The organism is Treponema socranskii subsp. buccale (assembly GCF_024181585.1).
Taxonomy (GTDB): Bacteria; Spirochaetota; Spirochaetia; order Treponematales; family Treponemataceae; genus Treponema_D; species Treponema_D buccale.
On sequence record NZ_CP054258.1, the window covers coordinates 2,147,912 to 2,174,166 of the forward strand.

Annotated in this window: 22 protein-coding genes and 2 tRNA genes; 10 read left to right on the plus strand and 14 right to left on the minus strand. The window is 52.4% G+C overall.

Annotated elements, in window-relative coordinates:
• The first annotated feature begins 33 nt into the window (after positions 1-33).
• The 4 genes from HRI97_RS09730 to HRI97_RS09745 all read left to right on the plus strand — a co-directional run bounded on the left by HRI97_RS09730 (position 34) and on the right by HRI97_RS09745 (position 3,812).
• A tRNA-Arg gene (locus HRI97_RS09730) sits at positions 34-107 on the plus strand.
• A 342-nt stretch (positions 108-449) separates the two neighbouring features.
• Entirely contained in the window at positions 450-1,484 is a 1,035-nt protein-coding gene (locus HRI97_RS09735) for a thiamine ABC transporter substrate-binding protein (protein WP_253725257.1), read from the plus strand.
• Entirely contained in the window at positions 1,481-3,121 is a 1,641-nt protein-coding gene (locus HRI97_RS09740) for an ABC transporter permease (protein WP_253725258.1), read from the plus strand. Before HRI97_RS09735 ends, HRI97_RS09740 begins: the two co-directional genes overlap by 4 nt.
• Complete coding sequence (locus HRI97_RS09745; RefSeq protein ID WP_253725259.1) at positions 3,114-3,812, plus strand: ABC transporter ATP-binding protein; 699 nt, start codon at positions 3,114-3,116, stop codon at positions 3,810-3,812. Before HRI97_RS09740 ends, HRI97_RS09745 begins: the two co-directional genes overlap by 8 nt.
• Positions 3,813-3,869: 57 nt before the next feature.
• Here HRI97_RS09745 and HRI97_RS09750 read toward each other — a convergent pair whose 3' ends face one another.
• The 3 genes from HRI97_RS09750 to HRI97_RS09760 are packed head-to-tail and all read right to left on the minus strand — an operon-like array spanning position 3,870 to position 6,097.
• Positions 3,870-4,103, minus strand: coding sequence for an SUMF1/EgtB/PvdO family nonheme iron enzyme (locus HRI97_RS09750; RefSeq protein ID WP_253725260.1), 234 nt, complete (start codon positions 4,101-4,103; stop codon positions 3,870-3,872).
• A gap of 12 nt (positions 4,104-4,115) precedes the next feature.
• A complete protein-coding gene (locus tag HRI97_RS09755; RefSeq protein ID WP_253725261.1) occupies positions 4,116-5,285 on the minus strand; it encodes an ISAs1 family transposase in 1,170 nt (389 codons plus the stop codon).
• Positions 5,286-5,302: 17 nt separating this feature from the next.
• Complete coding sequence (locus HRI97_RS09760) at positions 5,303-6,097, minus strand: formylglycine-generating enzyme family protein (RefSeq protein WP_253725262.1); 795 nt, start codon at positions 6,095-6,097, stop codon at positions 5,303-5,305.
• Positions 6,098-6,546: 449 nt separating this feature from the next.
• Between HRI97_RS09760 and HRI97_RS09765 the strand changes: the two genes are divergently transcribed.
• Positions 6,547-7,302, plus strand: coding sequence for an NAD-dependent protein deacylase (locus HRI97_RS09765; protein WP_253725263.1), 756 nt, complete (start codon positions 6,547-6,549; stop codon positions 7,300-7,302).
• A gap of 49 nt (positions 7,303-7,351) precedes the next feature.
• On the opposite strand, the gene HRI97_RS09770 is transcribed toward HRI97_RS09765, so the two are convergent.
• A complete protein-coding gene (locus tag HRI97_RS09770; protein ID WP_253725264.1) occupies positions 7,352-8,971 on the minus strand; it encodes a Na+/H+ antiporter NhaC family protein in 1,620 nt (539 codons plus the stop codon).
• Positions 8,972-9,101: 130 nt separating this feature from the next.
• Entirely contained in the window at positions 9,102-10,229 is a 1,128-nt protein-coding gene (locus tag HRI97_RS09775; protein WP_253725265.1) for a PTS sugar transporter subunit IIC, read from the minus strand.
• 235 nt (positions 10,230-10,464) lie between these two features.
• Between HRI97_RS09775 and HRI97_RS09780 the strand changes: the two genes are divergently transcribed.
• Complete coding sequence (locus tag HRI97_RS09780; protein WP_180486733.1) at positions 10,465-10,638, plus strand: hypothetical protein; 174 nt, start codon at positions 10,465-10,467, stop codon at positions 10,636-10,638.
• 73 nt (positions 10,639-10,711) lie between these two features.
• On the opposite strand, the gene HRI97_RS09785 is transcribed toward HRI97_RS09780, so the two are convergent.
• From HRI97_RS09785 to HRI97_RS09815, 7 genes are all read right to left on the minus strand, one after another.
• Positions 10,712-11,446: a lysophospholipid acyltransferase family protein gene (locus tag HRI97_RS09785; protein WP_253725266.1), complete on the minus strand. Its 735-nt coding sequence runs from the start codon at positions 11,444-11,446 to the stop codon at positions 10,712-10,714.
• Positions 11,447-11,497: 51 nt separating this feature from the next.
• Complete coding sequence (locus tag HRI97_RS09790; RefSeq protein WP_253725267.1) at positions 11,498-13,954, minus strand: ATP-dependent DNA helicase; 2,457 nt, start codon at positions 13,952-13,954, stop codon at positions 11,498-11,500.
• A gap of 6 nt (positions 13,955-13,960) precedes the next feature.
• Positions 13,961-14,545 (minus strand): HAD family hydrolase, encoded by a 585-nt coding sequence (locus HRI97_RS09795; RefSeq protein ID WP_253725268.1) that lies wholly within the window; start codon positions 14,543-14,545, stop codon positions 13,961-13,963.
• Positions 14,546-14,549: 4 nt separating this feature from the next.
• Positions 14,550-14,621 (minus strand) — tRNA-Glu (locus HRI97_RS09800).
• Positions 14,622-14,719: 98 nt separating this feature from the next.
• Positions 14,720-15,334, minus strand: a complete 615-nt coding sequence (locus HRI97_RS09805; protein ID WP_180487671.1) for a hypothetical protein — start codon at positions 15,332-15,334, stop codon at positions 14,720-14,722.
• 33 nt (positions 15,335-15,367) lie between these two features.
• Positions 15,368-18,133, minus strand: coding sequence for a valine--tRNA ligase (locus tag HRI97_RS09810; protein ID WP_253725269.1), 2,766 nt, complete (start codon positions 18,131-18,133; stop codon positions 15,368-15,370).
• A 103-nt stretch (positions 18,134-18,236) separates the two neighbouring features.
• The gene (locus HRI97_RS09815) at positions 18,237-18,884 is read right to left on the minus strand and encodes a glucosaminidase domain-containing protein (protein ID WP_253725270.1); all 648 of its coding nucleotides are present in this window, start codon (positions 18,882-18,884) and stop codon (positions 18,237-18,239) included.
• Between the two features lie 208 nt (positions 18,885-19,092).
• Here HRI97_RS09815 and radC point away from each other — a divergent pair, with 208 nt between their 5' ends.
• The 3 genes from radC to HRI97_RS09830 are packed head-to-tail and all read left to right on the plus strand — an operon-like array spanning position 19,093 to position 22,679.
• Positions 19,093-19,761, plus strand: a complete 669-nt coding sequence (gene radC, locus HRI97_RS09820) for a RadC family protein (RefSeq protein WP_180487672.1) — start codon at positions 19,093-19,095, stop codon at positions 19,759-19,761.
• A gap of 14 nt (positions 19,762-19,775) precedes the next feature.
• Complete coding sequence (locus HRI97_RS09825) at positions 19,776-21,410, plus strand: PEGA domain-containing protein (protein WP_253725271.1); 1,635 nt, start codon at positions 19,776-19,778, stop codon at positions 21,408-21,410.
• An 18-nt stretch (positions 21,411-21,428) separates the two neighbouring features.
• Complete coding sequence (locus HRI97_RS09830) at positions 21,429-22,679, plus strand: S1C family serine protease (RefSeq protein ID WP_253725272.1); 1,251 nt, start codon at positions 21,429-21,431, stop codon at positions 22,677-22,679.
• Positions 22,680-22,790: 111 nt separating this feature from the next.
• Here HRI97_RS09830 and miaB read toward each other — a convergent pair whose 3' ends face one another.
• Positions 22,791-24,167, minus strand: a complete 1,377-nt coding sequence (gene miaB / locus HRI97_RS09835) for a tRNA (N6-isopentenyl adenosine(37)-C2)-methylthiotransferase MiaB (RefSeq protein WP_253725273.1) — start codon at positions 24,165-24,167, stop codon at positions 22,791-22,793.
• A gap of 504 nt (positions 24,168-24,671) precedes the next feature.
• Positions 24,672-25,550: a bifunctional methylenetetrahydrofolate dehydrogenase/methenyltetrahydrofolate cyclohydrolase FolD gene (gene folD, locus HRI97_RS09840; protein ID WP_253725274.1), complete on the minus strand. Its 879-nt coding sequence runs from the start codon at positions 25,548-25,550 to the stop codon at positions 24,672-24,674.
• 112 nt (positions 25,551-25,662) lie between these two features.
• On the opposite strand from folD, the gene HRI97_RS09845 reads away from it, so the two are divergent.
• Positions 25,663-26,250, plus strand: coding sequence for a TP0733 family outer membrane beta-barrel protein (locus tag HRI97_RS09845; RefSeq protein WP_253725275.1), 588 nt, complete (start codon positions 25,663-25,665; stop codon positions 26,248-26,250).
• Positions 26,251-26,255 lie beyond the last annotated feature (5 nt).

Sequence of the window (26,255 nt, forward strand, 5' to 3'; positions counted from 1 at the left end):
CGCATCTCTTGCAGACGCGCAAAAAATAGATTTGGTCCATTAGCTCACCTGGATAGAGCGATTGCCTCCTAAGCAATAGGTAACGCGTTCGAATCGCGTATGGGCCGTAATTATTAATTATTAAAATTCGGAAATAGGGCGTTGCGGGCTTCGCCCGCCGGTGCCTGCGCAATTCCGCTTCCGCTCCAGCCGCCTCGCTCGTATACTTCGCTCCGGCGACCGCTTCGCGTTGCTCCGGCGCCTAACGCGTGCGCCCAAGCCCGCGCATTTTTTGCAAAATGTCACACAAAACCCTAATCACAAAACCCTAGTCTTGACGCAAAAAAAATCTTTTACTATACTGACGCCGTAACCGGGGTGGAAACGGCAGTGCCGCGACCTGAGATTATACCCGCAGAATACCGTACGGTATTCCAACCTGATCCGGATAATGCCGGCGGAGGAAGACTATGAACGCTCATCGTTTTATTCTTTCAATTTTATTTTTTACCAATCTTTTCGTATCGGCTGCGTGCAGTAAAAAAACTGTCGCGCAGAATGCACAAAAAAAGGAAGTCGTCATCTACACTTACGACTCCTTTATGAGCGAATGGGGCCCCGGAAGCGCGATCGCAAGCGGCTTTGAAAAAGCGACGGGCTTTTCCGCCGTATACGTAAACTGCGGAGACGGGGCGCAGATCCTTTCGAAAGCCGTCCTCGAAAAAAACAAAGTGCAGGCGGACGTGCTCCTCGGCATCGACAACAATTTAATACATAAAGCGAAAAAAGAAAACGTCCTCACGCCTTTTAAGCCCGAAGGCGCGGACGACCTCATCCCCTCGGAGCTTTCCGACGGATTGGGCGGCAACTGGCTCCTTACACCCTACGACTGGAGCAAATTCGCGATCATCTACGACACGCAGTCGAATACGCCCGCGCCGAAGAGCCTTAAAGATTTAACAAAGAGCGAATACGCAAAAAAACTCATCCTCATGGATCCGAGAACGAGTACGCCGGGACTGGGCTTTGCCGCATGGACGCTCGCCGTATTCGGAAGCGATTACGAACGCTATTGGCAGGAACTCAAACCATCCGTACTGACGATGGCGTCCGGCTGGAGCAGCGGTTACGGTCTTTTCACAAAGGGGGAAGCGCCGCTCGTCGTAAGCTACGTGACGAGTCCCGCCTATCACGTCTATGCCGACAAAACGGACCGTTATCGGGCGCTCGTCTTTGACGAAGGGCACGTCGAACAGATCGAAGGCGCGGGTATCGTAAAAGGCGCGCCGAATGCGGAAGGTGCGAAAGCGTTTATCGCCTACCTCATCGGAAACGAAGCGCAAAACGCGATACCGCTCACGCAGTGGATGTACCCTGCAAATAAAACCGTCGTTCTTCCCGAATGCTATGCGCTCGCAACGCCTCCGGAATCGAAAACGCTTACATACGACGCGCTTGCAGTCGAAAAAGCCGTACCGCACATCATCGAAGCGCTCGGCAAATGACAAAGAGCCGCACCGGAAGCGTCGAATACGGAGTATGCATACTCGCTTCGGCGCTTTTCATTTTAATAATCGGAGCCTTTGCCGTCCCCCTCGCCGCTTCTTTTTCACCGCTCTTTGTAAAAACCGAAAGCGCGCGCATCGCAGGCGGGTATATAGCCCGTACGGCGCTCCGTACCCTCGCTATCGCGTTTTTTTCCACGCTGACGGCGGCGGCGGTCGGCATCGGCGCGGCTTTTTTTACCGCAAACAGAAGCTTTCCGGGAAAGCGCTTTATCCTTTCGCTTTCCGCCGTCCCGCTGTGTGTACCGTCGCTGATCATCGCGCTCGGCTTTGTCGCCGTATTCGGCATCAACGGTACGCTCAATTCAATTTTAATAAAAATCTTTCATTTGAAAAATGCGCCGCTCCCGTTCCTCTATTCGACGGCGGGCATCGTCATCGTACAGGGCTTTTACAATTTTCCGCTCGTCACCGCAGTCGTTTCATCTTCTTGGGAAGCCCTTTCGCTCGTAAAACGCGATGCCGCGCGCATGCTCGGAGCAAACGAGAGGCGCATCTTTTTTACCGTAACGCTGCACGAACTTTCCCCCGCGATAGCGGCAGCCTGCGTTCCCGTATTTCTCTACTGTTTTTTCAGCTTTATGATCGTACTCCTGTTCGGAAGCCCGGGTTCTTCGACGCTCGAAACGGAAATATACCGGGCCGCGCGCGCTTCCCTCGACTTCAGAACGGCGGCCGCTCTTGCGCTCATCGAAACGCTGTGCGCCATGACGGTACTCTTTATCTACGGCGCACGCAAAGGCGCTGCCCGAACGGAAACCCCTGAACGTACTGAAAAAAAAGACGCGCCTCCGATAGGCTGCGCGCCTTATGAAGAAAAGCGTACGAAAATAATCGAATACGCCTTTGCCGCAGTCATCGCCGTCCTCGTAGCGTTTTTTTTTCTCGCACCGCTTGCGGGGATAGCAGCAGGAGGATTTTCGGCAAAGGGCGGAATCCTATCGTTTATTAAAATTATAACTTCGAAAGGATTCAAAAGCGCGCTTTTCGGCACGTGTATGACCGCCCCCTGCACCGCCCTTTTATGCGTCGCTGCGGGATTCACGTACGCGGCATATATCCGCCTCCGCGATCCGCTCGGAAAATCCGAAATACTCAAAACGCTCCCCATGCTTCCGATGGCGCTTTCTTCGGTCGTCATGGGAGTCGGTATGACTATCGCCGTGCGCCGCGCTTCCATAGCGACGCTCGTTTTAGCCGAAACCGCCCTCGCGTGGCCGCTCGCGTTCCGGCAAATCTACGCATCGCTGTGCGCCGTACCGCAGGCGGCGATCGACGCAGGCCGCATGCTTTCACCGGTCGCACCCGACATGATATTCCGCATCATGATCCCGTCGGCAAAAAGAGGAATCGTTTCGGCATTCGGTTTTTGCTTTGCCGTAAGTATGGGAGACACCGCTCTTCCGCTCGTTCTTTCCGTACCGCGCTTCGACACTTTGTCGCTGTATACGTACCGGCTCGCGTCCGCATACCGATTTTCCGACGCGTGCATTTGCGGCACGATCCTCTGCGCTCTATGCGCTCTTGTCTTTGCATTAGGCAATAAAATCAATAATTTCGGATCGCTCTATGGATAATTATTTTTGCGCGGACAATCTCTATCGCGTATGGGATTCGGTTACCGTCGACTTTTCATTTACGGCGGCGAAGGGAACGATGACCGTCATCGTCGGAAAAAGCGGAAGCGGAAAGTCGACCGTACTCCGCCTCATCGCGGGACTCGAAGAGCCGAACAGGCGGAACGACGGAAAAGAATGCACCGTAAGGCTCGACGGAAAAACAATAACAAAGACCGCACCCGGAAAACGCGGGATCGGCATGGTCTTTCAAAGCCCCGCGCTTTTTTCGCATTTGACCGTTGCGGAAAACGTCGCATACGGACTTCGGAGCCGCGGTATGGGTAAAAAAGAAGCCGAAGCGGAAGCCGAAAAATATATTGCGGAATTCGCGCTCGCAGGCTTCGGAAAACGCATGTCCGAAACGCTTTCCGGCGGCGAAGCCCAGCGCGTATCGCTCGCGCGGACGCTCATCGTAAAGCCGCCCCTCGTCCTCTTCGACGAGCCGCTTTCATCGCTCGACGCGCCGCTTCGGAAAAAACTCGCATCCGATATCCGCAAAAGCCAAAAGAAAGAAGGCTTTACCGGCATCTTCGTTACGCACGACATAGCCGAAGCGAAAGCCGTCGCGGACACTGTTATCGTAATGGAAAACGGCAAAAAAAAATGGGAAGGAGCGCCCGAAGACTTTAACGAATCGATGCTCGGATAGCGGCAAGGGTTCCGAGCCGCATCGTAGCGATGCCGTCATCACCGTGTGAAACCCGCGTCAAGGGCGGCACACCAAGCGCAAACCCGTATCGAATGTCCAATAATCGGGACCTCGCCGAGTGCGGAACGCACAAGCCGCTTCTTTCGGGCCGTAACACAAACCGCCGCTGCGTAGAACGCGGCGGTCATCGGTACTTCCCGTCTCGCCCGCGTAATCGAGCGGTACCGGATCGGGAATACTATCGTCATCCTCATATCGGTCCCAACACCATTCGAATACGTTGCCGCTCATATCGCACGGAAATCAAGTTTTGCCCAAAAGCGGTAATAATGCTTGAGGATTCATAAGAGCACGGAACATAATACCGTTCAACGGCAGCTTCGATTGTGTCTCCCGCTTGTGTATGCGGATTATGTTAAGCGCACATTTGTGCAGCATATTGAGATTCTGCTGTATGTTCTTACTCTGCACCCTGCATCTGTCCTCGTCAAAATGTACATCCAACAGCCAATGCATCGTTTCTACCGACCATTCCTTTCTTGCATGATGGAGCAGCTCTTCCGCTCGTAACGCTTTGCTTGAAATATAATAATGCCATTCTTCCGTCACGCCTTTGCTCGTCTCAAATCGCGTATGAAGTGCTCCAATGCATTTGAGTTCCGGCCATATTCTGCCGCCCGGCTGCCATGAAACATCTGTACTCGTATACGCACTGCGCCTTTCCTTCCGACCATGTCCCTTTTCCGTTCGCGTGATGCTGTCCATCTTCGCTCTCAGCTTCGTATCCTGAACATACTCCGCGATATCGTTCATAAGTGCTTCCTGATTGCCCTTCGCGCTTAACAAATAATCCGCTTCCGCCCCAATTATCGCTTCGGCAGTCTCTATTTGACAGTTCATTGCGTCTGCAACCACCATACAGCCCTTAATTTCAAGCTCTTTTATCAATTCCGGTACAGCCGGAATCTCATTACTCTTTGATTCGACTGTTCTCTGGGCAAGTGTCAATCCCAATTCTCCGATCTGTGCACTGATGATATGCAAGGGATTGTCGTATTTTTTCATCTTTCCCGTTGAACGGATAGCTTTTCCGTCTATGGCTATCGTCAACGGCTGCTTCTTTTTCTTCTTGCTTTGTTCTTCCTCTTCCGTCTCAAGTTTTGCTGCAAGATCCGGTACAACCGAAGCAACCCATTGTTTCATACACTCATTCAATGATTCCGGACGTATGATTGCAAGCAGGCTTAACAGCCACCAATAGCACGGTATCCGTTTGATCCCGAAGGTTTCTTCCAGAAACTTTCTGACATGTTCGGTTGTTGCCCATTCGTGGATTTTCTTTACGCTTTGCAAATCGCACAGGCTTCCCAAAATCACGATGATAACCGCATCTTGTACGCTGCAAAAATACCCGTCGTATTCCCGTTCCGTCTCAAGCACTGCAAGTGCATCTTCTAATGTTTCCCACCTCATGCTCTTACTTTAGCATTTTATCGACTTTTTAAATAGGGGGCTTGAAAATTGATTTCCGTGCTCATATCGTACAGGCCGTAGCCGTTCGGCCGTTTCAATTTTACCTGATGCGTTTTACCGCCGGCTTCTCCGCCTTCCTGGTCTTCATCGTAAATATATCCGTACCACGCATAGTGTTTGAGCTGATCTTTGTTGCCGGTTCCCGCCCATTTGAAATCCTGTCCGCCCTTCGCCGCCCATTCCCATTCGGCTTCGGTCGGCAGGCGGAAACCTTTTTTGCTCATGTCCTGTTCGGGCATATACTTTGCGTACTCTCCCCTTTTCGGCGCATGATGGGGCGCATAAATGACGGAAGGCGAGCCTTTGAGATGATAGACGCATTCTCTATCCGATCCGTATACTCTTTTGGTGAGTTCGTTGCAAAACGCTATCGCATCGAACCAGTTCACTTCTTCTACCGGACGCTTGCTCTGCACTTCGCCGGAAGCGGCGGGCTTAATGGAGTTGCTCGGATTCGTTCCCATGACCGCCTGCCACAGCTCTTGCGTAACTTCGGTTTCTCCGATCATGTACGAGCGCAGATTCACTTTGTGCACCGGATTTGTCGTTTCCGAGTCATTCCCAACGCTGCCGTTTTTTACGGCGGCTATTTTGATCATCTTAAAGCTGATGCCGCCGACATCGCCTATGCCGGATGAGGCATCGAAATGCGGGGTATATGAATTCGTCGACGGATCGGCGCATGCGGTAAAAATGACAGCCGCAACTATGACTGCCGCCGAAATACAGTATCTTTTCCGTATAAAGCGCATAAATAACCTCCTCGATACGGTTGCGTTGTGGAAGCAAAGAGGGAAACTATTCACTTTATAAACAAAAATCCAAATAAGAAAGTAACTTTCATTATAACGGAAAAACGTTTTATACTTTCTCATGTTAATTGCAACGAGCACGGGATGCGCGTTTGCGTACCTCGGAAACCGATACATAAGGAGGTGAAAAAGACACTCAAAAGTTAAACCGCCCGGTTACACGCGCCGCTCTTCTTACGGTTTACCCGCGTCTTCCGGCGGTCATTCCGCCCGAAGCTTCCATAAACGCCTCCCGCTCTTTAGGGTTCTTAGGGCGGAGCCCTAAGCAGTGCGAGGAAGAAGGATGGGGTCGTAGGGGCAGGAAGAAACCCCTGCCCTGAACGGGGGTGTCGTCCTGCCCCTACAAGACGGAACTGACGCCGAGCCGAAAACACGCTATACTGTAAGCTATGAACGATAACGATTTCGATAAAGCGATTGCAAAACTGCAGCGCATGATAGACGAAAGCCGCTCCATCGTATTTTTCGGCGGAGCGGGCGTTTCGACGGAAAGCGGTATCCCCGACTTCAGAAGTACGGACGGTCTGTATCACCAACAATGGAACTATCCTCCCGAGCAGATGCTCAGCAGGAGTTTTTTCGACGCGAACCCCGCGGAGTTTTACCGCTTTTACCGCGAAAAGCTCATCGTCAAAGGCGTAAAGCCGAACGCGGCGCACAAAAAACTTGCGGAACTCGAAAAGGCGGGAAAGCTCACCGCCGTCGTTACGCAAAACATCGACGGACTGCATCAGGCGGCGGGAAGTAAAAACGTATTCGAACTGCACGGAAGCACGCTGCGCAATTACTGTATGAAATGCGGCGCTCCCTACGATATCGATTTTATCGCCGAAAGCGCGAACACTCCCGACGGCATACCGCACTGCACAAAGTGCGGCGGCATCGTTAAGCCCGATGTCGTGCTCTACGAAGAAGGTCTCGACGGAGCCTGCATCGAAGGCGCAGTCCGCGCGATACGGGATGCGGACATGCTCATCATCGGCGGCACCTCTCTCGTCGTCTACCCCGCGGCAAGTCTCGTAAACTATTACCGCGGAAACAAACTCGTCGTTATCAATAAAACCGCGACGGGAGGCGATGCGATCGCAACGCTCGTCATCCGTGATTCGATCGGAAAAGTGCTCGGCGCCGTAAAAACCGCATAAACGTCCGCCGCACTCGTATCGCTTACACGGAAAAGCACGCCGGTCGTTTTCAGTCCGCTTTCGATTTTACCGTTTTGGGCAAAAACACGATGCCGATAACGAGGACAAGCGCGAACGAAAGCCACGCGGCAATTATATTTTCCGAAAAACCGCCTGCGATAAAACCGATCGCCGAACAAAGCGCGATAAACACCGCGTACGGCATCTGGGTTGCAACGTGTTCGAGGTGCGGACAGCCCGCTCCCGTAGACGAAAGGATTGTCGTATCGGAAATGGGAGATGCGTGATCGCCGAATACGGCGCCTCCGACGACGGCAGCAATACAGATCATGCACGCGTTGACGAATGCCTCTTGCGGCAAGCCCTTCGCCTGCGCAAGTCCCGTCGCGATCGGCATGACAAGCGGAATCATAATGCCGAACGTGCCCCAGCTCGTGCCGGTCGCAAACGAAATGAGAGCCGAAAGCGCAAAGACGATGACGGGAATGAGTTCGAGCGGAAAGCGCTGCTTCACGACGATTTCCGAAAGGTAGACGCCGAGTCCGAGTCCTCCGTCCGACGGCGAAGATTTGATGATCGTTCCGATCGTCCACGCCATCGACAAAATGATCAGCGCCGGTATCATCGATTTGATGCCGTCACGGAGCGCTTCACCCGCTCCGCTCAAGTTCAACAATTTTCTTGCAATATAATAAATATACGTAGCGAAGATCGTAAAGATGATTGCATAAAAAAGCGCGACCGATGCGTCGGTATCTTTGAATGCGTCTCCGAGCGGGATCGTTTTCGCGGCATCGGCAAAGGACATAATCGATTTTCCGTCGACCGCGCTCATCCACGTCGTCACCGGAAAAAAGATCAGCGCCGTCGCAATGAGAACGATGATCGGAAAAAGCATGTCGGCAGGCTTTGCCGAATCGTTTACGGTGTTTTCGACTTCGCCCGCAACCGCTCCGTACTTTCTTTCATAAAAGAGTTTTCCCTGTGCCGCGCGCGCTTCGGAAGACTTCATCGGGCCGAAATCGCGTTTTGTTAAAATGATGACGAGTACGAAAACGAGCGTACCGAGCGCATACAGGTTGTACGGTATGGAGCGGATAAAAAATTCGAACGGCGTCATGTGCATCGCATCGAAGCCTTCCGCACCCTTTACGATCGACATGACGGTAACGACCCAGCTTGAAATCGGCGCGATGATGCACACGGGAGCGGCGGTCGAATCGAGCACGTAGGCAAGTTTTGCGCGCGCGACTTTCGTCTTATCGCAGATCGGGCGCATGATCGTACCGACGGTAAGCGAATTGAAATAATCGTCGATAAAAATTATCAATCCGAAGATAAACGACATGAGAAGCGATCCTTTGCCCGTCTTCAATTTCAGCGACGCCCATCTGCCGAAGGCGCCTGCAGCTCCCGTTTTCGAAAGCATACCGACAAGGCCTCCGAGGAGCGCGCAAAAAAGGAAAATGCGGATATTCCATCCGTCGGCGAGAGAAGCAGCGAGCGCATCGGTGAGATGCATGAGCGCAAGGGCGGGATTGCCCCCCGCGACGATAAGCGTGCCCGACAAAATGCCCAAAAAGAGCGATACGATCACGTCTTTGGTGACGAAGGCAAGCACGATTGTTAAAAGCGGGGGAATGATGCCCCACATACCGAAACTGGTCATTATGATCCTCCAACCGGATATGACAGAATGATCTATTTTAGCATATTCGCTTCTTTATGTCTTCCGTACGGATGTCCTCCGGCGCGTGCCGCGGACGCGGATGAACCGCACACCATCGTACGGATTTCCGCTATGCGTCGAGTTTCATATCCCCGTCGCGGATCAAAGCCCGGGCGCGGAGTACCGCATAAAAAACGTATGCGAGTACGGCAGGAAGAATCACATCGACTGCGATTATCTTTAGGATGATAAGAGGGGCGCTCTCCGCTCCCTGCATCGCTTGAAACGTCATAATCGGCCCGACAAGTCCGCTCGTCCCCATACCCGCTCCCGCAGGAAGCGTGCGCATCTTAAAGAGGCACGACGCTAGGGGGCCGGTGATCGCCGAAGCGAGAGTCGGCGGGATCCATATAAAAGGGTTTTTGCAGATGTTCGGAATCTGCAGCATAGACGTTCCGAGTCCCTGCGCGAAAAAACCGTTAAAGCCGTTGTCGCGGAAGCTGATGACGGCAAAGCCTATCATCTGCGCGCAGCAGCCGGCAGTCGCAGCTCCTCCCGCGATCCCCGTCATACCGAGTATGATCGCGATAGCCGCGGAGCTTATGGGCAGCGTCAAAATCATCCCCATGACGACCGAGAGCACAATGCCCATCCAAAACGGTTCGAGTTCGGTCGCCTTCTGTATGCCGCTTCCGAGAGCTGCCGATGCGGATGCAAGGGCGGGCCCGAAGAGCAATGCGGCGGCGCCGCCGGTAATAACCGTAACGGCGGGTACGACGACGATATCGATTTTAGTCTTTCCCGCGACGAGCCTTCCGCATTCGGCGCCGACTAAAGCCGCAGCGAAAGCTGAAAGCGGATCTCCCGGTCCCGCCAAAAGCACGCTTCCGTTTTCCGCGATAAAGGCCGCCTGCCCGGCGCTCAAATAGGCGGCGCATTTTACGGAATACGCACCGATCGTGCCGGTGAGGATGCTTCCGTACAAAGCAAGCTTCGGCGCACCGAGCGAATGCGCAACTCCGCACGCGATTCCGGCTCCGGTGAGTACGGTGAGCACCTGCCCCGTGAGCATAAAAAATCTTCCCGCATACACAAGAGATGCATAGACGCTCGCACCTCCTGCGCCCCCCGAACCGACTGCGGACGGAAAGAATCCGCCGATCTGCTTAATAATCAATCCGATGATGAGCGTGGAAAAAAGGCCGAGCGACATTCCGCCGAACGCATCGACTACATACCGTTTAAAGTACTTGTTCATAGAACACCTCGAGGAAAAATAATAATGTAGGTAGTTGATATACTTTGTCGATGCTGATACGCGGCGCGCCGTGGGCGCCGGTAATGCCGCCGCAAGGGATTCGGCTGTAGGCTATCACAAACGTAACATCTGCGCTGAAAAGTATAGCGCTTCTCCGCATGAACGGCAAGCGGCCATAATTGACATATCGCTTTTTTATCGTTATATTTAATCAAATTCGTTTTGGAGGAATGCTATGGCCGGAGCAAGTAAAAACTCCCGTACATCGGTTGCGACGCATAAATTCATGTGTCCCGACTGCGGCGGAGAAATCATAATGAAGACCATGTTCGAAAAAGGAAAAATCAAAAACGTCGCCGAATGCTCGAAGTGCAAACGGACGGAACGGCGGCCGAAAGATTTCAAATAATTCTTTTGTTCGACAATGCGAATAGTACATCAAGGAAGCTGTCCGAAAACCGAAGTTTTGGACAGCCTTTTTTTTATTTACCCGATTCAGCCGCAGTCCGCCACGCGTCGAGCTGCGCTTGTATGAGACGCGGCGCTTCTTCCAAAATCGCGTTTTGCGCTTCTTTCGTTTTCGGAGCGTCGTAGATTTTTACGATAGTCACTTTATAATTGCCGTTTTTCAAATTCGTCATAATCGTGCGGAGCCTGCCGATTTCCCAAACTCCGTCGAGAGCGCACACGACGACGGGAAGAGCAGTCGCTTCGGCGAGCTTTCGAAATCCCGCAGAATAAAATTTCCCGACGTTTCCGTTCCGCGTCCGCGAACCTTCCGGAAAAAGTACCGGAATCTGACCGCGATCAAGCACGCGCTTTGCAAAATCTTCGAGCGTTTTCATCGCCGTTACGGGGCTCGCCCGGCGAGGGATAAGACAGTGTTCCTGAGCGCGCAGCATTTCCGACACGAGCGGAATGTGGCGGCCGAGCTCCGCCTTTGCAACAAAACGCAGACTTTTATCGCGGAAATAATTCATATAACAAGGTATGTCGAGAAGGCTTTGGTGATTCGAAATGACGATAAACTGCGGCGGAAGTTCGCTGAAACGCCGCTTGTCGCCTATAAAACGGAAATGTTTATAGCACGATAAAATCGAAAAAAGACGCGGAGATACCGTACGAACGATGTAATCGGAAAAAACGGCGCTCGCTTTTTTAGATATAGGATATAAAATTACATTGAAGATGGACGGCGGGATAACCATCCCGAACATGCAGCATAATGTAATAAGGCTCGACATGGCATCATAATATAATGAAAAGTCTCAGCTGTCAAATAGGAAGCGCTCCGTTTCCGATACGATCGTATCGAGATCTTCGTAGAGGCGTTTCGATTCGGGTATGCTGCCTAAAAATATCGTGCCGTAGCGCTTTTCGTAGATGCGTTTATCGAGGAGCGCGACGCAGCCGCGGTCGTCGTTCCGCCTTATGAGGCGTCCGAATCCCTGCCGAAATTTGATCACCGCTTCGGGAACGCTGAGCTCCATAAACGGGCTTCCGCCGCGCTTTACGACGGCTTCGGATCGAGCGGTAAAAACGGGATCGTTCGGTACGGAAAAAGGCAGCTTTGCGATGATCACTTGCGAAAGGGAGGCGCCCGGCACATCGACTCCCTGCCAAAACGAATCGGTTGCAAAGAGCACGCTCCCGATATCTTCACGGAACGCATCGAGGAGGCGGGCGGCATCGTCGTCACCCTGCTTTAAAAGGCGGAACTTCGAAAGAAAGGGAGCCGCATCGGTAAAAGTGTTTCGAAGCATATCGTAGGATGTAAAGAGAACGAGCGTCCTGCCCCGTGCAGCCGAAACGAGGCGGCTCACCGCCGACACGACAAAGCGCTGGAAATCGACGGCATTTTCGGGAAGCGGCGCGTCGGACGGAACCGAAAAAAGCAGATTCGTTTTATACGGAAACGGAGACGGAAAATCTCCCGTAAGGATGCGATCTTCGTCGGCAAAGGAAGCGCCCGTACGCCGCATCCACCACGAAAAATCTTTGTGTATCGAAAGCGTCGCCGACGTACACACGACCGACTGCATCGGCTCGAATACGCCCGTGTTCATAAGAGGCGCGATGTCGAGCGGCATTTTCGTAAACAGCGTATACTGCCTATCTTCGTCTTTTGCCGAAAGCGCATCGCTCGGAAGATATTTTTTTTGCAAGTAAAACACCGAATCGCGTTTTTCATCCCACGCAGTAAAGTCGTTGAACAAAAGTAAAGCCGCTTCGAGCCTGCGAACAACGAGCTTCGCTTCCCAATACGCGCCCGCCGCTTTGTCTTCGTCCGTGATACCTTCCATCAATTCTCTTACGAGGGCGATAAGCGATGAAAGAGAAGACGCAAGAGAAGCGGCAAGAGAAAGAAGCGGCCCGAAATCGCGAGAAGTCGCATCGGAAAGTCGGATCGTGTAGCCGTCCTGCAATATATCTCTCGCCGCAGTTTCCAAATCCGCAATCGCCGACTTAACACGGCTCACGATTCCGCCCGCATCCGCCGCACGCTCTTCGTTCGACGACAAAATTGCAAGCGTACAGATATATCCCGCTTCGGAATTTTTGTGTCTGCGGTACAAAAGATTTACTTGACGCAAAAGCGCAAATCGGTTCGCCGTACCGCTGAAAAAACTCGTCGCCGCATTTTCGATACCGTGCGCTTCATCGAATACGATGTGCCGATACGGCGGCAAAACCGCCTGATCGTCCCAGCCAGCTCCGCTCATGCGCGACTCGATGTCGGCGAAAAGTAAATGATGGTTTACGACGATGAGATCGGCGGCGGAAGCCTCTTTTCTCACTTTCATGACAAAGCACTGCGCGTAAAAGGGACAGCGCGGCCCCATACACGCATCGCTTTCGCTTTTTATGCGCGACCATATCTTTTCTCCGGGCATAAAGGGTAAATCGCTTTTGCTTCCCGTCGCGCTCTTTTCGGCCCACCGGGCTATCGTATCGAAGGTTTCCGTATCGTCTCCGAAAAGCTCTCTCTCGCTTCCCGCATCCGAAAGACGGCGGAGGCACACGTAATTTTGTCTGCCTTTGACGAGAACGGCTTTGCACCTTTTTCCGATTATCTTCTCCGCCGCGGGAATATCTTTTTCGCACAGCTGCTGCTGCAAATTGATCGTGCCCGTGGAAACGACGACGCGCTCGCCGTTCGAAAGCGCCCACAGCATCGCGGGGATGAGGTACGCGTAGGATTTTCCGACACCGGTTCCCGCTTCGAATACGCCGAGCGAATTTTCATTGAAGGATCGGGCGATGCTTCGAAGCAGGGCGATTTGCACGGGGCGCTCTTCGTAGCCTTCGGATTGCATCGAAAGCGGACCGCCGTTTTCGAGATACAGAGAAGCCGCATCGATATCGAGTTTTTTAATCGATTTCGGTTTGACCGCTTCCATGACGACGTAAACTCGGGAAGCGCTGTTGTCGATGATGTAAAAACCTTGCGCGCGCTCGGAGGCTGCGGAAGCGGCCGCCATATCCGCGTCGGAGGGTTCGAGATATCCGCTCGGATGATTGTGGATGAGAACCGCGCATTCTCGCACGTCATTTTGATTTATGGGAACTTCGCTCTCGTTGCCGCGGGCGCCGACTTTTACCGAAACGACGATCCCCTCGGAATCGATATCGCCGGTAAAAAACACTTCGTTGCCGCCCGCTTCTCGGACGGCGCGCTTGAGTTCATCGATAACCGAATCTGAAAAATATTTTCGACTGTCCATCGAAGACTACAGAACGATGCTTCGAAGTTTATCGAGAGCCGCCCACGAAAATTCGTCGCGGAACAAAAAACCGCGCATACCCGCTTTTTCGGCGCCTTCGATATTCGCTTTCGTATCGTCGATAAAAAGCGCATCGGAGGCTTTTACGCCCTCGGCGCGCAAAATATAATCGAAAAAACGCACGTCGGGTTTTGCAAGCCCCATGCGCTGGGAAAGATAGCAGCGGTCGAAGTGCGACTCAAGCGAAGCGCACGCGTTCATCTTTTGCCAATGCCCCTCGCAGGTATTCGAACCGCACACGACCCTCTTTCCGCGCGAACGAAGTTCGTCGACGAGCGCAAGAGCAGGCAGGTTCGGATAAGGTGTAAAGAGATCGACGAGAGGGTCGGCATCCGAATTAAGGCCGAATTTTTCCGATGCGGTTTTCCACCACTCCTTTGTCGTCATGATGCCTTCCATAAGCGGAATATCCGAGCGCATATATTCGGCATATACGTCATCTTCTTTGAGGTGATAGTGTAAAGCGATTTTTCCGATTGTTTGAAAATTGAAAATACAAACGCCACCGAGATCGAAAACGATTATATCCATGAATCATCTCCTAGCAGAATTGAACTGCTGTTGTCGGGATGAAAACCCGATGTCCTAACCACTAGACGAAGGAGACATACAGCACGGAGCTGTACGGGAACTATAGCATGACGGCGCGCACCGTGTCAACAGTCTCGTTGTTTTCTGTCTCGCTGTTTTCTCGCCGCGTTTCCGCTAGTCGTTTTGCGCCGATTCGTTTTTCTTTTTCCGGTCTATGTAACCGCTTTCTTCGAGGTAGCGGCGGCGGGATATGACCAGTCCGATGAGTTCCTGATACATATTGTAGTCGACTTCAAGCGCAATCGGCAAAACGAAAAATTCGGTTTCGTCGCAGTACCGCTCGATAAACGCGGGATCGGTGACAAAGCCGAGGCTTATCATATTGCTGATCCTGTCGGCGCATTTTAATATTTTCGCTTTTTGACTTCCGCTTTGGATGATGGTACGCAGGTAATCGCTTTTCGGCTGCCCTTCTTTTCGCGTCACTTCGAGGACGAGCTTATACACTTTCGGCCCGTCTTCGTCGATATCGATTATTAAATTCGGATCGAAGCCGGGCACGTCTTCGATGACGTCGTGAATGCACGACGCTTTCAAAAGCACCGAATCGATATAGCCGTAGTCGATGAGGATACTCATCGTGTCGAGCTGATGACGGAACATATTGCCGCCGGCGTGACGGGCTTTGCCGATGAGTACCGTCGCAAGCTGCATGTACGGCGCGAGGTAAATGTTTTTCAACTGGCGCATGGATTTGTTGTCCATCCTGCCCGATCGGTCGACATGCATTTTGTACTTCAATCGTTTCATCGGCTCCGCCTCTTACAAGCTTTGCATATACGACGCAAGTTTTTCGATGCGGCGCCTGTTTTCTTCGAGCTTCGCCTTTTCCGCTTCGACGAGCTCTTTCGCAGCGTGCTCCGCGAATTTGCCCGAAAGCTTCGCTTCCGAACGGGCGGCGATCGCTTCGGCTTCGGCTTTTTCTTTTTGGAAGCGCGAAGCGAGCTGCGTTTTGTCGATGCTTTCGTCTATGAGCAAAAAGGCTTCGGCGCCCGGTACGACGGTACCGATCGAAGAGGCGGGCTTTTCGGCGACAAAATCGATGTGCGAGATTCCCGCAAGCAGCATGATGATATCGGATTTTTCAGCACAAACTTCCGCGGCGCTGCCCTTTTCGATCATAAGCGCAAGGCGTATCTTCGAAGCGGGATCGATGCCGCACTCGGCGCGAAGCGCGCGAACGCCTTTTATGAGTTCGCGAAGCACGTTAAAACGCCGCGTCACGCTTTCATCGACGCGAGCATCGCTTGCTTCGGGAAAAGGAGATGCGATGAGCATACCGCTATAGTCGCTCGTCGAAAGGATTTTATTCGCACCTGCGAGTTTTCTATTTTTAACAATTTCGGCAAGCGGAAGTTTTGCGTAGATCTCTTCGGTCACAAAGGGGAGGAAGGGATGGAGGAGGCGGATATTTTCTTCGAGCACGTTGAGCAAAACCGAAACAGCTCTGTCTTTTTCCGTATCGCTTCCGTTTTTAAATGAAAGCTTTGTCGCTTCCACGTACCAGTCGCAGTATTCGTTCCAAAAATATTCGTAGAGCGAAGAAGCCGCATCGTTGTAGCGGTAGCTTTCAAGCGCTGCGCGCTCAGCTCGCACGCACCTGTCGAGCTCCGTGTAAATCCACCGGTCGAGTTCGGTTAAATCTTCGTCGCGCACCGGAACGAGATTCCGCCCTTCGAGATTTCCGAGTATATAGCGGCTCGCGTTCCACACTTTATTCGCAAAACGGCTTCCGAGCTTAAACGATTCCCTGTCGATTAAAACGTCCTGCCCCTGCGCGCACATAAAGCCGAGCGTAAATTTGAACGCGTCGCTTCCGTACATATCGACGATCTCAAGCGGGTCGATTCCGTTGCCGAGCGACTTGCTCATCTTTCTGCCCTGCCTGTCGCGCACGAGCCCGTGAATGTAGATGTCGTGAAACGGCGCTTTGCCCGTAAATTCGATGCCCGCCATAATCATGCGGCTCACCCAAAAGAAGATGATGTCGTAGGCGGTGACGAGCGCGCTCGTCGGGTAAAACTTTGCAAAATCGTCGGTCTCCTCCGGCCAGCCGAGCGTGCTGAACGGCCACAGCCATGAAGAAAACCACGTGTCGAGCACGTCGGGATCCTGTTCGAGTTCGGTCGACGAACACACGGGGCAGACGTGCACGTCTTCGCGCGAAACGATCGCTTTTCCGCATTTTTTGCAGTACCACACCGGAATGCGGTGACCCCACCACAGCTGGCGGCTGATACACCAATCGCGGATATTTTCGAGCCATACTTTATATGTGTTTTCCCATTTGCGCGGGAAAAATTCGATATCGCCGTTTTTCCACGCACTGAGCGCTTTTTGTGCAAGCGGCTGCATTTTGACAAACCACTGATCGCTCAAATACGGTTCGACGACGGTATTGCAGCGATAGCAATGTCCGACCGCGTGCGTAATCTTCTCTTCACCCTTGAATAAATTTTGCGCTTTCAAATCTTCGATGATCAGAGCCCGCGCTTTTGCACAGGAAAGTCCGCGGTAGCGTTCGGGGCAGTTATCGTTCAGCGTACCGTCGGGATTCAATATATTGATAACGTCGAGATCGTTTCGCTTTCCGACCAGCCAGTCGTTCGGATCGTGCGCCGGCGTGATCTTTACCATACCGGTGCCGAAGTCTTTATCGACATACGCGTCGGCGATGAGCGGAATGACGCGGTCGGTACACGGCAGTTTTAATTTTTTTCCGACGATACCCTTGTAGCGCTCGTCGGAGGGATTTACGGCGACAGCCGTATCGCCGAGCAGCGTTTCGGGCCGCGTCGTCGCTATTTCGATTTTCGTCGAACCGTCGGGCGCAGGTCCGTCGGCGTATTCGTAATAGATGTGATACATCGCACCGGCCGTATCCGTGTGTTCGACTTCGTCGTCCGCAAGCGCGGTGCCGCAGCGGGGACACCAATTGACAAGATAATGTCCGCGATAGATGAGTCCGCGTTCATAGAGCGTTACGAACACGTCGCGCACCGCGCGCGAAAGCCCTTCGTCCATCGTAAAGCGCTCGCGATCCCAATCGGTACTGTTGCCGAGCTTCCGCTGCTGTTTGACGATCGTCGCATGGTGGTCGTCTTTTACCGCCCACGTGCGCTCGAGAAATTTTTCGCGGCCTATGTCGCCCCGCGATGTGCCTTCTTTTTTCAGCGCGCGCTCGACGACGTTTTGCGTCGCGATACCCGCGTGATCGGTGCCCGTCACCCACAGCGTGTTGTCGCCTTTCATACGGTGATAGCGCACGACGATGTCCTGCAGCGTATTGTTCAGCCCGTGTCCGACGTGCAAAACACCCGTCACGTTCGGAGGCGGAATGACGACTGAAAACGTCACAGCTTTAATCTCTTCGGGAGATTTGCCCGCCATACGTTTTTCGTATTCCGCGTGAACGGGAGAGGCGGGATCGGACGCGGGTTTAAACCAATTGCCCTCTTCCCACGCTTTGTATATGCGGTCTTCAAAATCTTTCGGGTTATACGCTTTTTCAAGCTCTATCGCTTTCATAAAAAAATATTATAACAAATTGATCCGACAAACACAATGCGCGCATTACAAAGCACGCAACGTTTTTCATAAAGCGAATAATCGCACGCTTACAAAAGGAGCCCTACGTCCGCTCCATGCGGGAAAGAAGCGCGTCGAGCTTTTCACCGTATTTTTTATCGGACGCCCACGTCCCTGCAAGCTCGAAAACCGTCGGCGCTTTGCCGCGCGGAGAGATGAATTTGGCGCGTTTATCGACGACGGGATTGACGAGTTCGTCGGTATCTCCGTACGCATTCAAATGCTGGATATGCGCGCGCACGCCGAGCAGTATCGTCGGAAAACGGTCGGGAGCCGTTCCGCTTCCGGCCGCCCCGAGTCCGCAGTAATTGTGCATGTCTTCGGTAACCGCTCCGCCGAATTTCAAAAATCCCGTTTCGAGACACATCTGCGCGAAGGCGACGTCGGAATTGATCCCTTCGTCGTGCGCTTCCGAAATATAACACTGCGCAATATAGAGGGCATCCCCTTTGCGTATCGCGTGGTTATGAGAGCGTAAAAACGATGCGAGTTCCGCCGCTGAAAAAACGCCTTGTCCCGTAAGACTTCGCGATGCTGCCGGTCTTTCAAGCGGAAGCGTCGCACACGAAACGAAAAGCGCGGCAGAGATACACGATACTGCGGTAAAACGAAACGCAACCGAACACAGCAGCGCCGCTGCATTTTTCCCCGCGGTTTTTATTTCCGCCGATATTTTTACAAATGTCGTCATATCGATATTTTCGGCACCGCGTCCCTTCTTCGTGAGCGCCCCGTACAAACGTCTGCGGACTGTCCGCGGTACGGATACCGCGCAAACGAGGGCGGCAAAACGCCGATGTGCACATACCGCGCACGTGCATACAAACAAATGCACAATTTTATCGTAAAAACTCCGAATAAAAACTCCGAAATCGCAACATTTTTTCGATTATTATGTGATGAACTATCACCGAAATGCAAAACCGGACATACGCGAACAGGTTTTAAAACACGGATTTTCATATCCGAGCGATGAGGAGCTTGTCATGCTCGTACTCGGAAGCGGCACGAAAAAATCTCCCGTGCGCCGCCTCGCGCGAAGCGTCGTCGAAGCGCTGTACGAATCGGACGATAAGAACATCGTGTCGAATCTTTTGTCGATCAAAGGCATGGGAACGGGAAAAAGCCTCGCCGTAGCTGCCGCGCTCGAACTCGGACGCAGACGGAATGCGCACCTGCATTCGGTCATCACGCAGCCGAAAGACGTCGTTCCTTTTGTAAAAAATTATTCGGTACTGCCGAAAGAGCACTTTTTGTGCATAACGCTCAACGGCGGACACGAAATCATACAGATACGCGTCGTAAGCGTCGGTACGATTAACCGAACGATCGTCCATCCGCGCGAAATTTTTTCCGAAGCGCTCGTCGAAAACGCCGCGGCGATAATCGTGTGCCACAATCACCCGTCCGGCTCCTGCACGCCGAGCAGAGAAGATATCGAAACGACGAAGACGCTCATTGACGCGTCGAAGATCATCGGCATCACCCTGCTCGATCACATCATTTTGGACAGGGATTCGTATTTCAGCTTTCTCGAACACGATCTGTTGTTCACTCCTTCGGAATAAGTTATAATCGAAGAATGAAATCTTACAGGCATCTGCTCATCTGTATATGGCTCGTTTTCGCAGCCGCCGAAGGAAAAGCGCTTTCGGAAAACGATATGCCCAACGATCCTTCTCCGCAAATATATCTTTCGGCCGAACGTATTATTTTTATTGAAGAATATAAAACGTCGCTTTCGATCCGCACGAATACGCAGGGCGCGGCGGTGTATATCGACGGAGCGTATCGGGGACAGACGCCGTGCTCTTTTACGAATATTGCGCCGGGCGTACACTCGCTCGAAATCGCAAAACGGGGATATGAATCGAAATCGTTTTTTATCAACCTAAATGCGGGACAAAACGCATCGTTTTACATCGAGCTTGAAAAAACATCGGGCTTTATTTTGCTGTCGGGCGTGCCGGACGGAAGCGCGGTGTATATCGACGGAGAGGCGCTTTCGTTTTCATCGCGCGCTCTTATAACGCAAATGCCCTTCGAAGCGGATGAAGGCTATCATACGGTTTCGGTGAAAAAATTCGGCTATAACGATTTTACATCGCGCATCTACGTTATGCGCCGTCTTGTCGCGCCCCTCGAAGTGCGCATGACAAAGGCGCAGTTTTCGCTTTCAGGTTTTGCGGTATCGAAAGAGCGTTTCAATCCGTCGTACGGCGGGCAATTGGGTTCGTGCACTTTTTCGTTCAGAGTAACCGCGCCTGAAAACGCAATGCTCGTCATAACCGACGTATCGGGAAAAGCCGTGCGTACTTATCGCTTTCCGCAGTTTACGACATGGGATCAGCGATTTACATGGGACGGCACCGACGATGCGGGTGAAATCGCAGCAGACGGCGTATACACGGCGACAATCAGCGCGGCTTCATACGTACGGACGGCGCGCACTGAAATCGACTCTTCGCTCGTCTACCGTATACCGGACGCTTCGAAATCGGGAGGAGGCATCGGTACGCTTGCAGCCGCATATACGACGGGAGAACACGCATCCGTTATCGGCATTGAAGCCTTCCCGACTTTTACTTCCGGCCGGAGCGGCGGAACTTCGCTCTACGCTATTCCGATCAATATGTTTTTCGGCATAACGCCGGTACCGTGGTTCGAATGTATGTTTTCTTTCGGCATCCACGCCGGCATGGAAGAGGTACCGATTTCGCTCAACGCATCGATGAAATTCGGTTCGTCGACGAAAATCGGACAAGACGGCCGTGCATGCTTTGCGGGATTTATGCGCTTCGGCTATACGACAAACAGCGCTCTCTATGAACCTTTCGGCGCCGATACGGGCAACGGTTTCGGCACGGGTTTTGTTTTCGGCATCGACGGCAAAAAAACATACGTCGGTATGTCGAGCGAATACGTCTACGATTTTTTCCGTAAAAATCCGAACGGAAATAACAGCGTTTGGAAAAACGGAGCGGCGGTCGAATTCCGTGCCGTATCCTTTATGACGTTCAAAGCGTGGTGCGCGCTCCACAGCTCATTCGGAGGAAATGCCGGCATAGACTGGTTCCGCGCAATCGATACGGGCGGCGGCATCACATGGAAGCTCGGCTCATCTTCAGCCTTTTTCAATTTGAGGGGATCGGCGCTCATCTATATGCAAGGTAAAACGTATTTTTCAAGCGGCATCGGTTTGACGTATCTCTTTTAAATTGTTATTATTTACGGTATGAAGTTATATTCGAAGACACAGCTTTTATGCGCTGCAATCGGAGCGGCCGTTTTCGCAGCAGCCCTTGCGGTTTTTATAGACAGAAACTTTTCATCTTTCGCTTCCCTTGCCGTTTCCCGCACGCAGGAAGAAAATCTTTCTTCCGAAAAAATCGATTTTAACAATCGGACGGAAGAAGAAACGCCGTCGATTTTTGAAGACACCGGTGTCCTGCCTGTACGGCCGATCGCCGACGCATCGCGCTTTACCGAAAGCGAACAGCAGAACATCGGCGTATACGACAAGTGCGCGGAATCGGTCGTAAACATAAGCACGAAGATCGCCGGCATAAACTGGTTTCTCGAACCGACGGTCGAAGACGGAGGAACGGGAAGCGGCTCGATCATCGACAAACGCGGATACATCGTCACGAACGTGCACGTTATCCAAAACGCATCGGAAATCTACGTATCGCTTTCCGACGGCACGCAGTACGAAGCGGAAATCGTCGGACAGGACAGCGAAAGCGATTTGGCCGTTATTAAATTCACGCCGCCTGCGGGCACGGTTTTAAAAACGATTTCATTCGGAGATTCGAGCAAACTCAAAGTCGGACAAAAAGTCATCGCGATCGGAAATCCGTTCGGCCTCGACCGTACGATGACGACGGGAATCGTTTCCGGACTCGCCCGTCCCGTGCGCAACAGCAACAACAGAATTATCCGCAATATGATCCAAACCGATGCCGCAATCAATCCGGGCAATTCCGGCGGCCCGCTTTTGGATACGGCCGGGCGCATGGTCGGCATCAACACGATGATCGTATCGTCTTCGGGAAGCTCCGCAGGAGTCGGCTTTGCGATCCCGGCGGAAACCGCCGTACGCGTCGTTTCCGATTTGATACGCTACGGACGCGTAAACCGCGGCGTCGTTCAAATGTCGATCGTACAGCTGAACCGGACGATCGTACAGTATGCGGGACTCGATGTGTCGGCGGGCGTACTCGTTTCGGAAGTGACGAAAAACGGAAACGCGGACAAAGCCGGTATACGAGGCGGTACGCAGCGGGCAAACTACGGACGCTCGATAATTTTCCTCGGCGGCGATATCGTGACGAAGATCGACGACATCGCGGTCGCCTCTCTGGCCGATTATTTTTCCGCGCTCGAAGACAAGCGCCCCGGAGATACGGTTTCGATGACGATCAGACGAAAGGGCAGAGACTTGACCGTCAAAGTGACGCTCGCTCCGCCTCAAGCGTCAAATTAATAAACCGAATTCCGAAAATATCGATAATACCGGGTTTCAGGCGAAAACTTCGTTCGGGTCGATCATACCGCAGGGCTGCCGCAAAACGACCGCCCGTGCGCTTTCGAAAACCTATTTCAAAAGCGCGCCTTTAAACGTCTGACCCGAAAGCTCGGTCAAATGAAGCTCGACGAATTTTCCGATAAGCGATTTTTCCGCTTTAAATGCGACTCTCTCATCTCGTTCCGTCTTTGCAAGGAGCTCCGCTTCGTCGTCGCGGCTCACCGATTCGACGAGAGCTTTTACCGTCGAACCGACTCGCTTTTGCATTTCTTCCGCCGTAATTTTAAGCTGCATATCGATGATCTTTTGCAGCCGTGCTTTTTTTACTTCGAGCGGAATCTGGTTTTGCATCTTTGCCGCAGGCGTTCCTTCTCTCGGATTATAATAGTACATAAACGCGTTTTCGTAGCGCACCGTCTTCATCAGATCGAGCGTTTCTTCGAAATCTTCATCCGTCTCGCCCGGAAAGCCGAGCATGACGTCCGTCGTAAGCGATACGTCGGGAAGCGCGGCCCTTATGCGGTCGACAAGCGAAAGGTACTGCTCGCGCGTATAGCGCCTGTTCATCGCGTGCAATATCTTCGTCGAACCGTGCTGCACCGGCAGATGGATGTGGCGGCACAGCACATCGTTGTGCTTGATCGCGTCGATAAGGGCATCGCTCAAATCCTTCGGATGACTCGAAACGAAGCGTACCCACTCTATCGGCGAATTGTTTTTTTTAAGATGATCGGAAATAATAATTAATAATTTTGCAAAGTCGGCATCGGCGTCGCAATACGAATTGACGTTTTGTCCGAGCAGCGTCACTTCTTTTACGCCGTACGATGAAAGCGCATCGAGTTCCGAAAGCACTTCTTCGACGGGGCGCGACACTTCCCTCCCCCGCACATAGGGCACGATACAATACGTACAAAAATTATTACAGCCGTGCATGATGGGCACAAAGGTCGAAAAAGCTCCCGGCTCGGCGGAAATCGGTGCGAAGGTATACGACGGCGAATCGTCGAGAGGAGCCGCACTCACCCCTTTTTCCACAGCTTCAATGATATCGCCGAAATATTTTTTTGCAAAAGTTCCGACAACGTAATCGATACACGGATACTCTTCTTTGAGCGATGTAAGAAGGCGTTCGGCCATGCAGCCGGTAACCACAAGCGTGAGCGGCTTTGCGCCGTCGCGGACAAAATCCTCAGCCTTTTCGAGCGTTTTCGATTTTGCGCCGGGCGTCTTTTGCCGCAGGGCTTTCAAACCCGCGTACCAGCCGAGCCTGCCGAAGACACGGTTTTCGGCAGTCGCGCGCACCGAACAGGTATTGATAACCGCGACGTCGGCGACTTGCGCGTCTTCGGCTTTTTGCCATCCGCGCGCGATAAACAGCCGTTCGATCGACGCGGACTCGGCGAGATTCATTTGACATCCATAGGTTTCAAAATAATACGTCATTTACATTCCACTTACAATTTTTTTGCCTCGCCTTCGGCCGCTGACGCGGGAATCGGCGTACGCACTTGCTTCGCCTCATCATTTGACATCCGTATGTTTCAAAAAAGTATGTCATATTTCATTCCACTTTAATTTTTTTGCCCTGCCTTCGGCCGCTCCACTTCGCTACGCGGGAATCGGCGTACGCACTTGCTTCGCCTCATCATTTGACATCCATAGGTTTCAAAATAATACGTCATTTGCATTCCACTCGTGTTTTATTTGTCTCGCCTACGGCCGCTGACGCGGGAATCGGCGTACGCACTTGCTTCGCCTCATCATTTGACATCCATAGGTTTCAAAATAATACGTCATTTGCATTCCACTTTAATTTTTTTTGTCTCGCCTTCGGCCGCTGACGCGGGAATCGGCGTACGCACTTGCTTCGCCTCATCATTTGGCAACCGTATGTTTCAAAAAAGTACGTCATAGTCAATTCCATCGACATGGCCGGATCTTTGTACGTCAGCGCTCACGCCCTCTCTCCGCAGCTTCAAGCGTATTTTGCATGAGCATCGCAATCGTCATGGGGCCGACTCCTCCGGGCACGGGCGTAATATACGATGCGACTTCTTTTACCGCATCGAAATCGACATCGCCCGTCAAACGGAAACCGCTCTTTTTCGACGCATCGGGAATGCGGTTTACGCCGACATCGATGACGACGGCACCTTCTTTTACCATATCCGCGCGGATCGTATTCGGCACGCCCGCCGCCGAAACGACGATATCGGCATCCTTTGTAATCGCTTTCAAATCTTTCGTTCCCGTATGGCAGAGCGTCACCGTCGCATTGCAGTCTTTGCGAGACAGAAGGAGGGCGAGCGGTTTTCCGACGATATTCGATCGACCGACGACGACCGCGCGCGCACCCGAAGTTTCAATGTGCATCGATTTGAGGAGTACGACGATGCCGTGCGGCGTACACGGAAGCGGCGCATCACAGCCTATAACGAGCTTTCCGATATTGACAGGATGAAAACCGTCGACGTCTTTTTCGGGCGAAATCGCAAAGAGTATTTTACGTTCGTCGATGTGCTTCGGAAGCGGCAGCTGCACGAGAATGCCGTGGACGCTTTCGTCTCGGTTGAGTTCTCCGATAAGCGAAAGCAATTCCGCTTCGCTTGTATTTTCGGGAAGCTCGACGGAACGGTCGTTCATGCCCGCTTCCGAAAGCGCGTTCCGCTTGGCGCGCACGTATGAAAGGCTTGCGGGGTCGTTTCCGACAAGGATAACGGCGAGACAGGGAACAATACCTTTCGATTTCAGTTCCGCCGTCCGAGAGGCGATGCGCTCCCGAATCTCCGCCGCCGTTTTTTTTCCGTCGATAATCACTGCGCTCATCGTGTAACCTGCCCCGATTCCGCATCGTTTTATCATTGATAAAACCGCTTAAAAAAGATATACTGGGTACTATATCTTTTTTTATAAAAATATGCTATCTATGTGAGGAAAAATGAAACGGATTGTACCGCTGTGTTGCATATTGTTTTTTTGCGCCGCCGCTCTTTTTGCCGCCGGCAAATCTCAAGGCGACGAATACGATGACGGTACGGAATTCCGCTATGCGATGAACGGAGCCGGCGATCAATATATTCAAATCTCGGTTATGCCGAGTTTTCCGCTCAATTTCAAAGGCAAAATGTATGTCGGAGGCGCGGCGGATTTGGGCTACCGGCGCTTTCTCAACGGATTGTTTGCCGTCGGCGGCAATATCATGGTCGGCTATCATCCGACGATAGGCAGCAATATATTCAATTTTTGGCCCGTAACGGCAAGCGTTACATTTCAGCCGAGTCTGTGGCGCTTCGAATTTCCGATCTCCGTCGGCGCGGGTATCGCATTCGAAACCTATCAGAGCAGACGATATTTTCCGGGACTCGTGGTAAGACCCGAAATCGGTATGTTTTACCGTATGTCGGAAAGCTGGTCGTTCGGAATCGGAAGCGTCTTTTTATGGATGCCGCAGTGGTACCGCGATCCGGCATATAATTTCGACGGCCTCTTTTTGACCGCATCTCTTTCGGCACGCTATCATTTTTAAGGATT

Excerpts from the sequence above, each read along its gene's own strand:
- HRI97_RS09810 (WP_253725269.1), bottom strand. The coding sequence starts at position 18,133 with ATGAAAGCGATAGAGCTTGAAAAAGCGTATAACCCGAAAGATTTTGAA.
- HRI97_RS09815 (WP_253725270.1), bottom strand. The coding sequence starts at position 18,884 with ATGACGACATTTGTAAAAATATCGGCGGAAATAAAAACCGCGGGGAAA.
- HRI97_RS09755 (WP_253725261.1), bottom strand. The coding sequence starts at position 5,285 with ATGAGGTGGGAAACATTAGAAGATGCACTTGCAGTGCTTGAGACGGAA.
- HRI97_RS09845 (WP_253725275.1), top strand. The coding sequence starts at position 25,663 with ATGAAACGGATTGTACCGCTGTGTTGCATATTGTTTTTTTGCGCCGCC.
- HRI97_RS09785 (WP_253725266.1), bottom strand. The coding sequence starts at position 11,446 with ATGTTCGGGATGGTTATCCCGCCGTCCATCTTCAATGTAATTTTATAT.
- HRI97_RS09825 (WP_253725271.1), top strand. The coding sequence starts at position 19,776 with ATGAAATCTTACAGGCATCTGCTCATCTGTATATGGCTCGTTTTCGCA.
- HRI97_RS09790 (WP_253725267.1), bottom strand. The coding sequence starts at position 13,954 with ATGGACAGTCGAAAATATTTTTCAGATTCGGTTATCGATGAACTCAAG.
- HRI97_RS09830 (WP_253725272.1), top strand. The coding sequence starts at position 21,429 with ATGAAGTTATATTCGAAGACACAGCTTTTATGCGCTGCAATCGGAGCG.
- folD (WP_253725274.1), bottom strand. The coding sequence starts at position 25,550 with ATGAGCGCAGTGATTATCGACGGAAAAAAAACGGCGGCGGAGATTCGG.
- HRI97_RS09740 (WP_253725258.1), top strand. The coding sequence starts at position 1,481 with ATGACAAAGAGCCGCACCGGAAGCGTCGAATACGGAGTATGCATACTC.
- HRI97_RS09745 (WP_253725259.1), top strand. The coding sequence starts at position 3,114 with ATGGATAATTATTTTTGCGCGGACAATCTCTATCGCGTATGGGATTCG.
- HRI97_RS09735 (WP_253725257.1), top strand. The coding sequence starts at position 450 with ATGAACGCTCATCGTTTTATTCTTTCAATTTTATTTTTTACCAATCTT.
- HRI97_RS09780 (WP_180486733.1), top strand. The coding sequence starts at position 10,465 with ATGGCCGGAGCAAGTAAAAACTCCCGTACATCGGTTGCGACGCATAAA.
- HRI97_RS09770 (WP_253725264.1), bottom strand. The coding sequence starts at position 8,971 with ATGACCAGTTTCGGTATGTGGGGCATCATTCCCCCGCTTTTAACAATC.
- HRI97_RS09775 (WP_253725265.1), bottom strand. The coding sequence starts at position 10,229 with ATGAACAAGTACTTTAAACGGTATGTAGTCGATGCGTTCGGCGGAATG.
- miaB (WP_253725273.1), bottom strand. The coding sequence starts at position 24,167 with ATGACGTATTATTTTGAAACCTATGGATGTCAAATGAATCTCGCCGAG.
- HRI97_RS09760 (WP_253725262.1), bottom strand. The coding sequence starts at position 6,097 with ATGCGCTTTATACGGAAAAGATACTGTATTTCGGCGGCAGTCATAGTT.
- radC (WP_180487672.1), top strand. The coding sequence starts at position 19,093 with ATGAACTATCACCGAAATGCAAAACCGGACATACGCGAACAGGTTTTA.
- HRI97_RS09765 (WP_253725263.1), top strand. The coding sequence starts at position 6,547 with ATGAACGATAACGATTTCGATAAAGCGATTGCAAAACTGCAGCGCATG.
- HRI97_RS09805 (WP_180487671.1), bottom strand. The coding sequence starts at position 15,334 with ATGCATGTCGACCGATCGGGCAGGATGGACAACAAATCCATGCGCCAG.
- HRI97_RS09750 (WP_253725260.1), bottom strand. The coding sequence starts at position 4,103 with ATGAGCGGCAACGTATTCGAATGGTGTTGGGACCGATATGAGGATGAC.
- HRI97_RS09795 (WP_253725268.1), bottom strand. The coding sequence starts at position 14,545 with ATGGATATAATCGTTTTCGATCTCGGTGGCGTTTGTATTTTCAATTTT.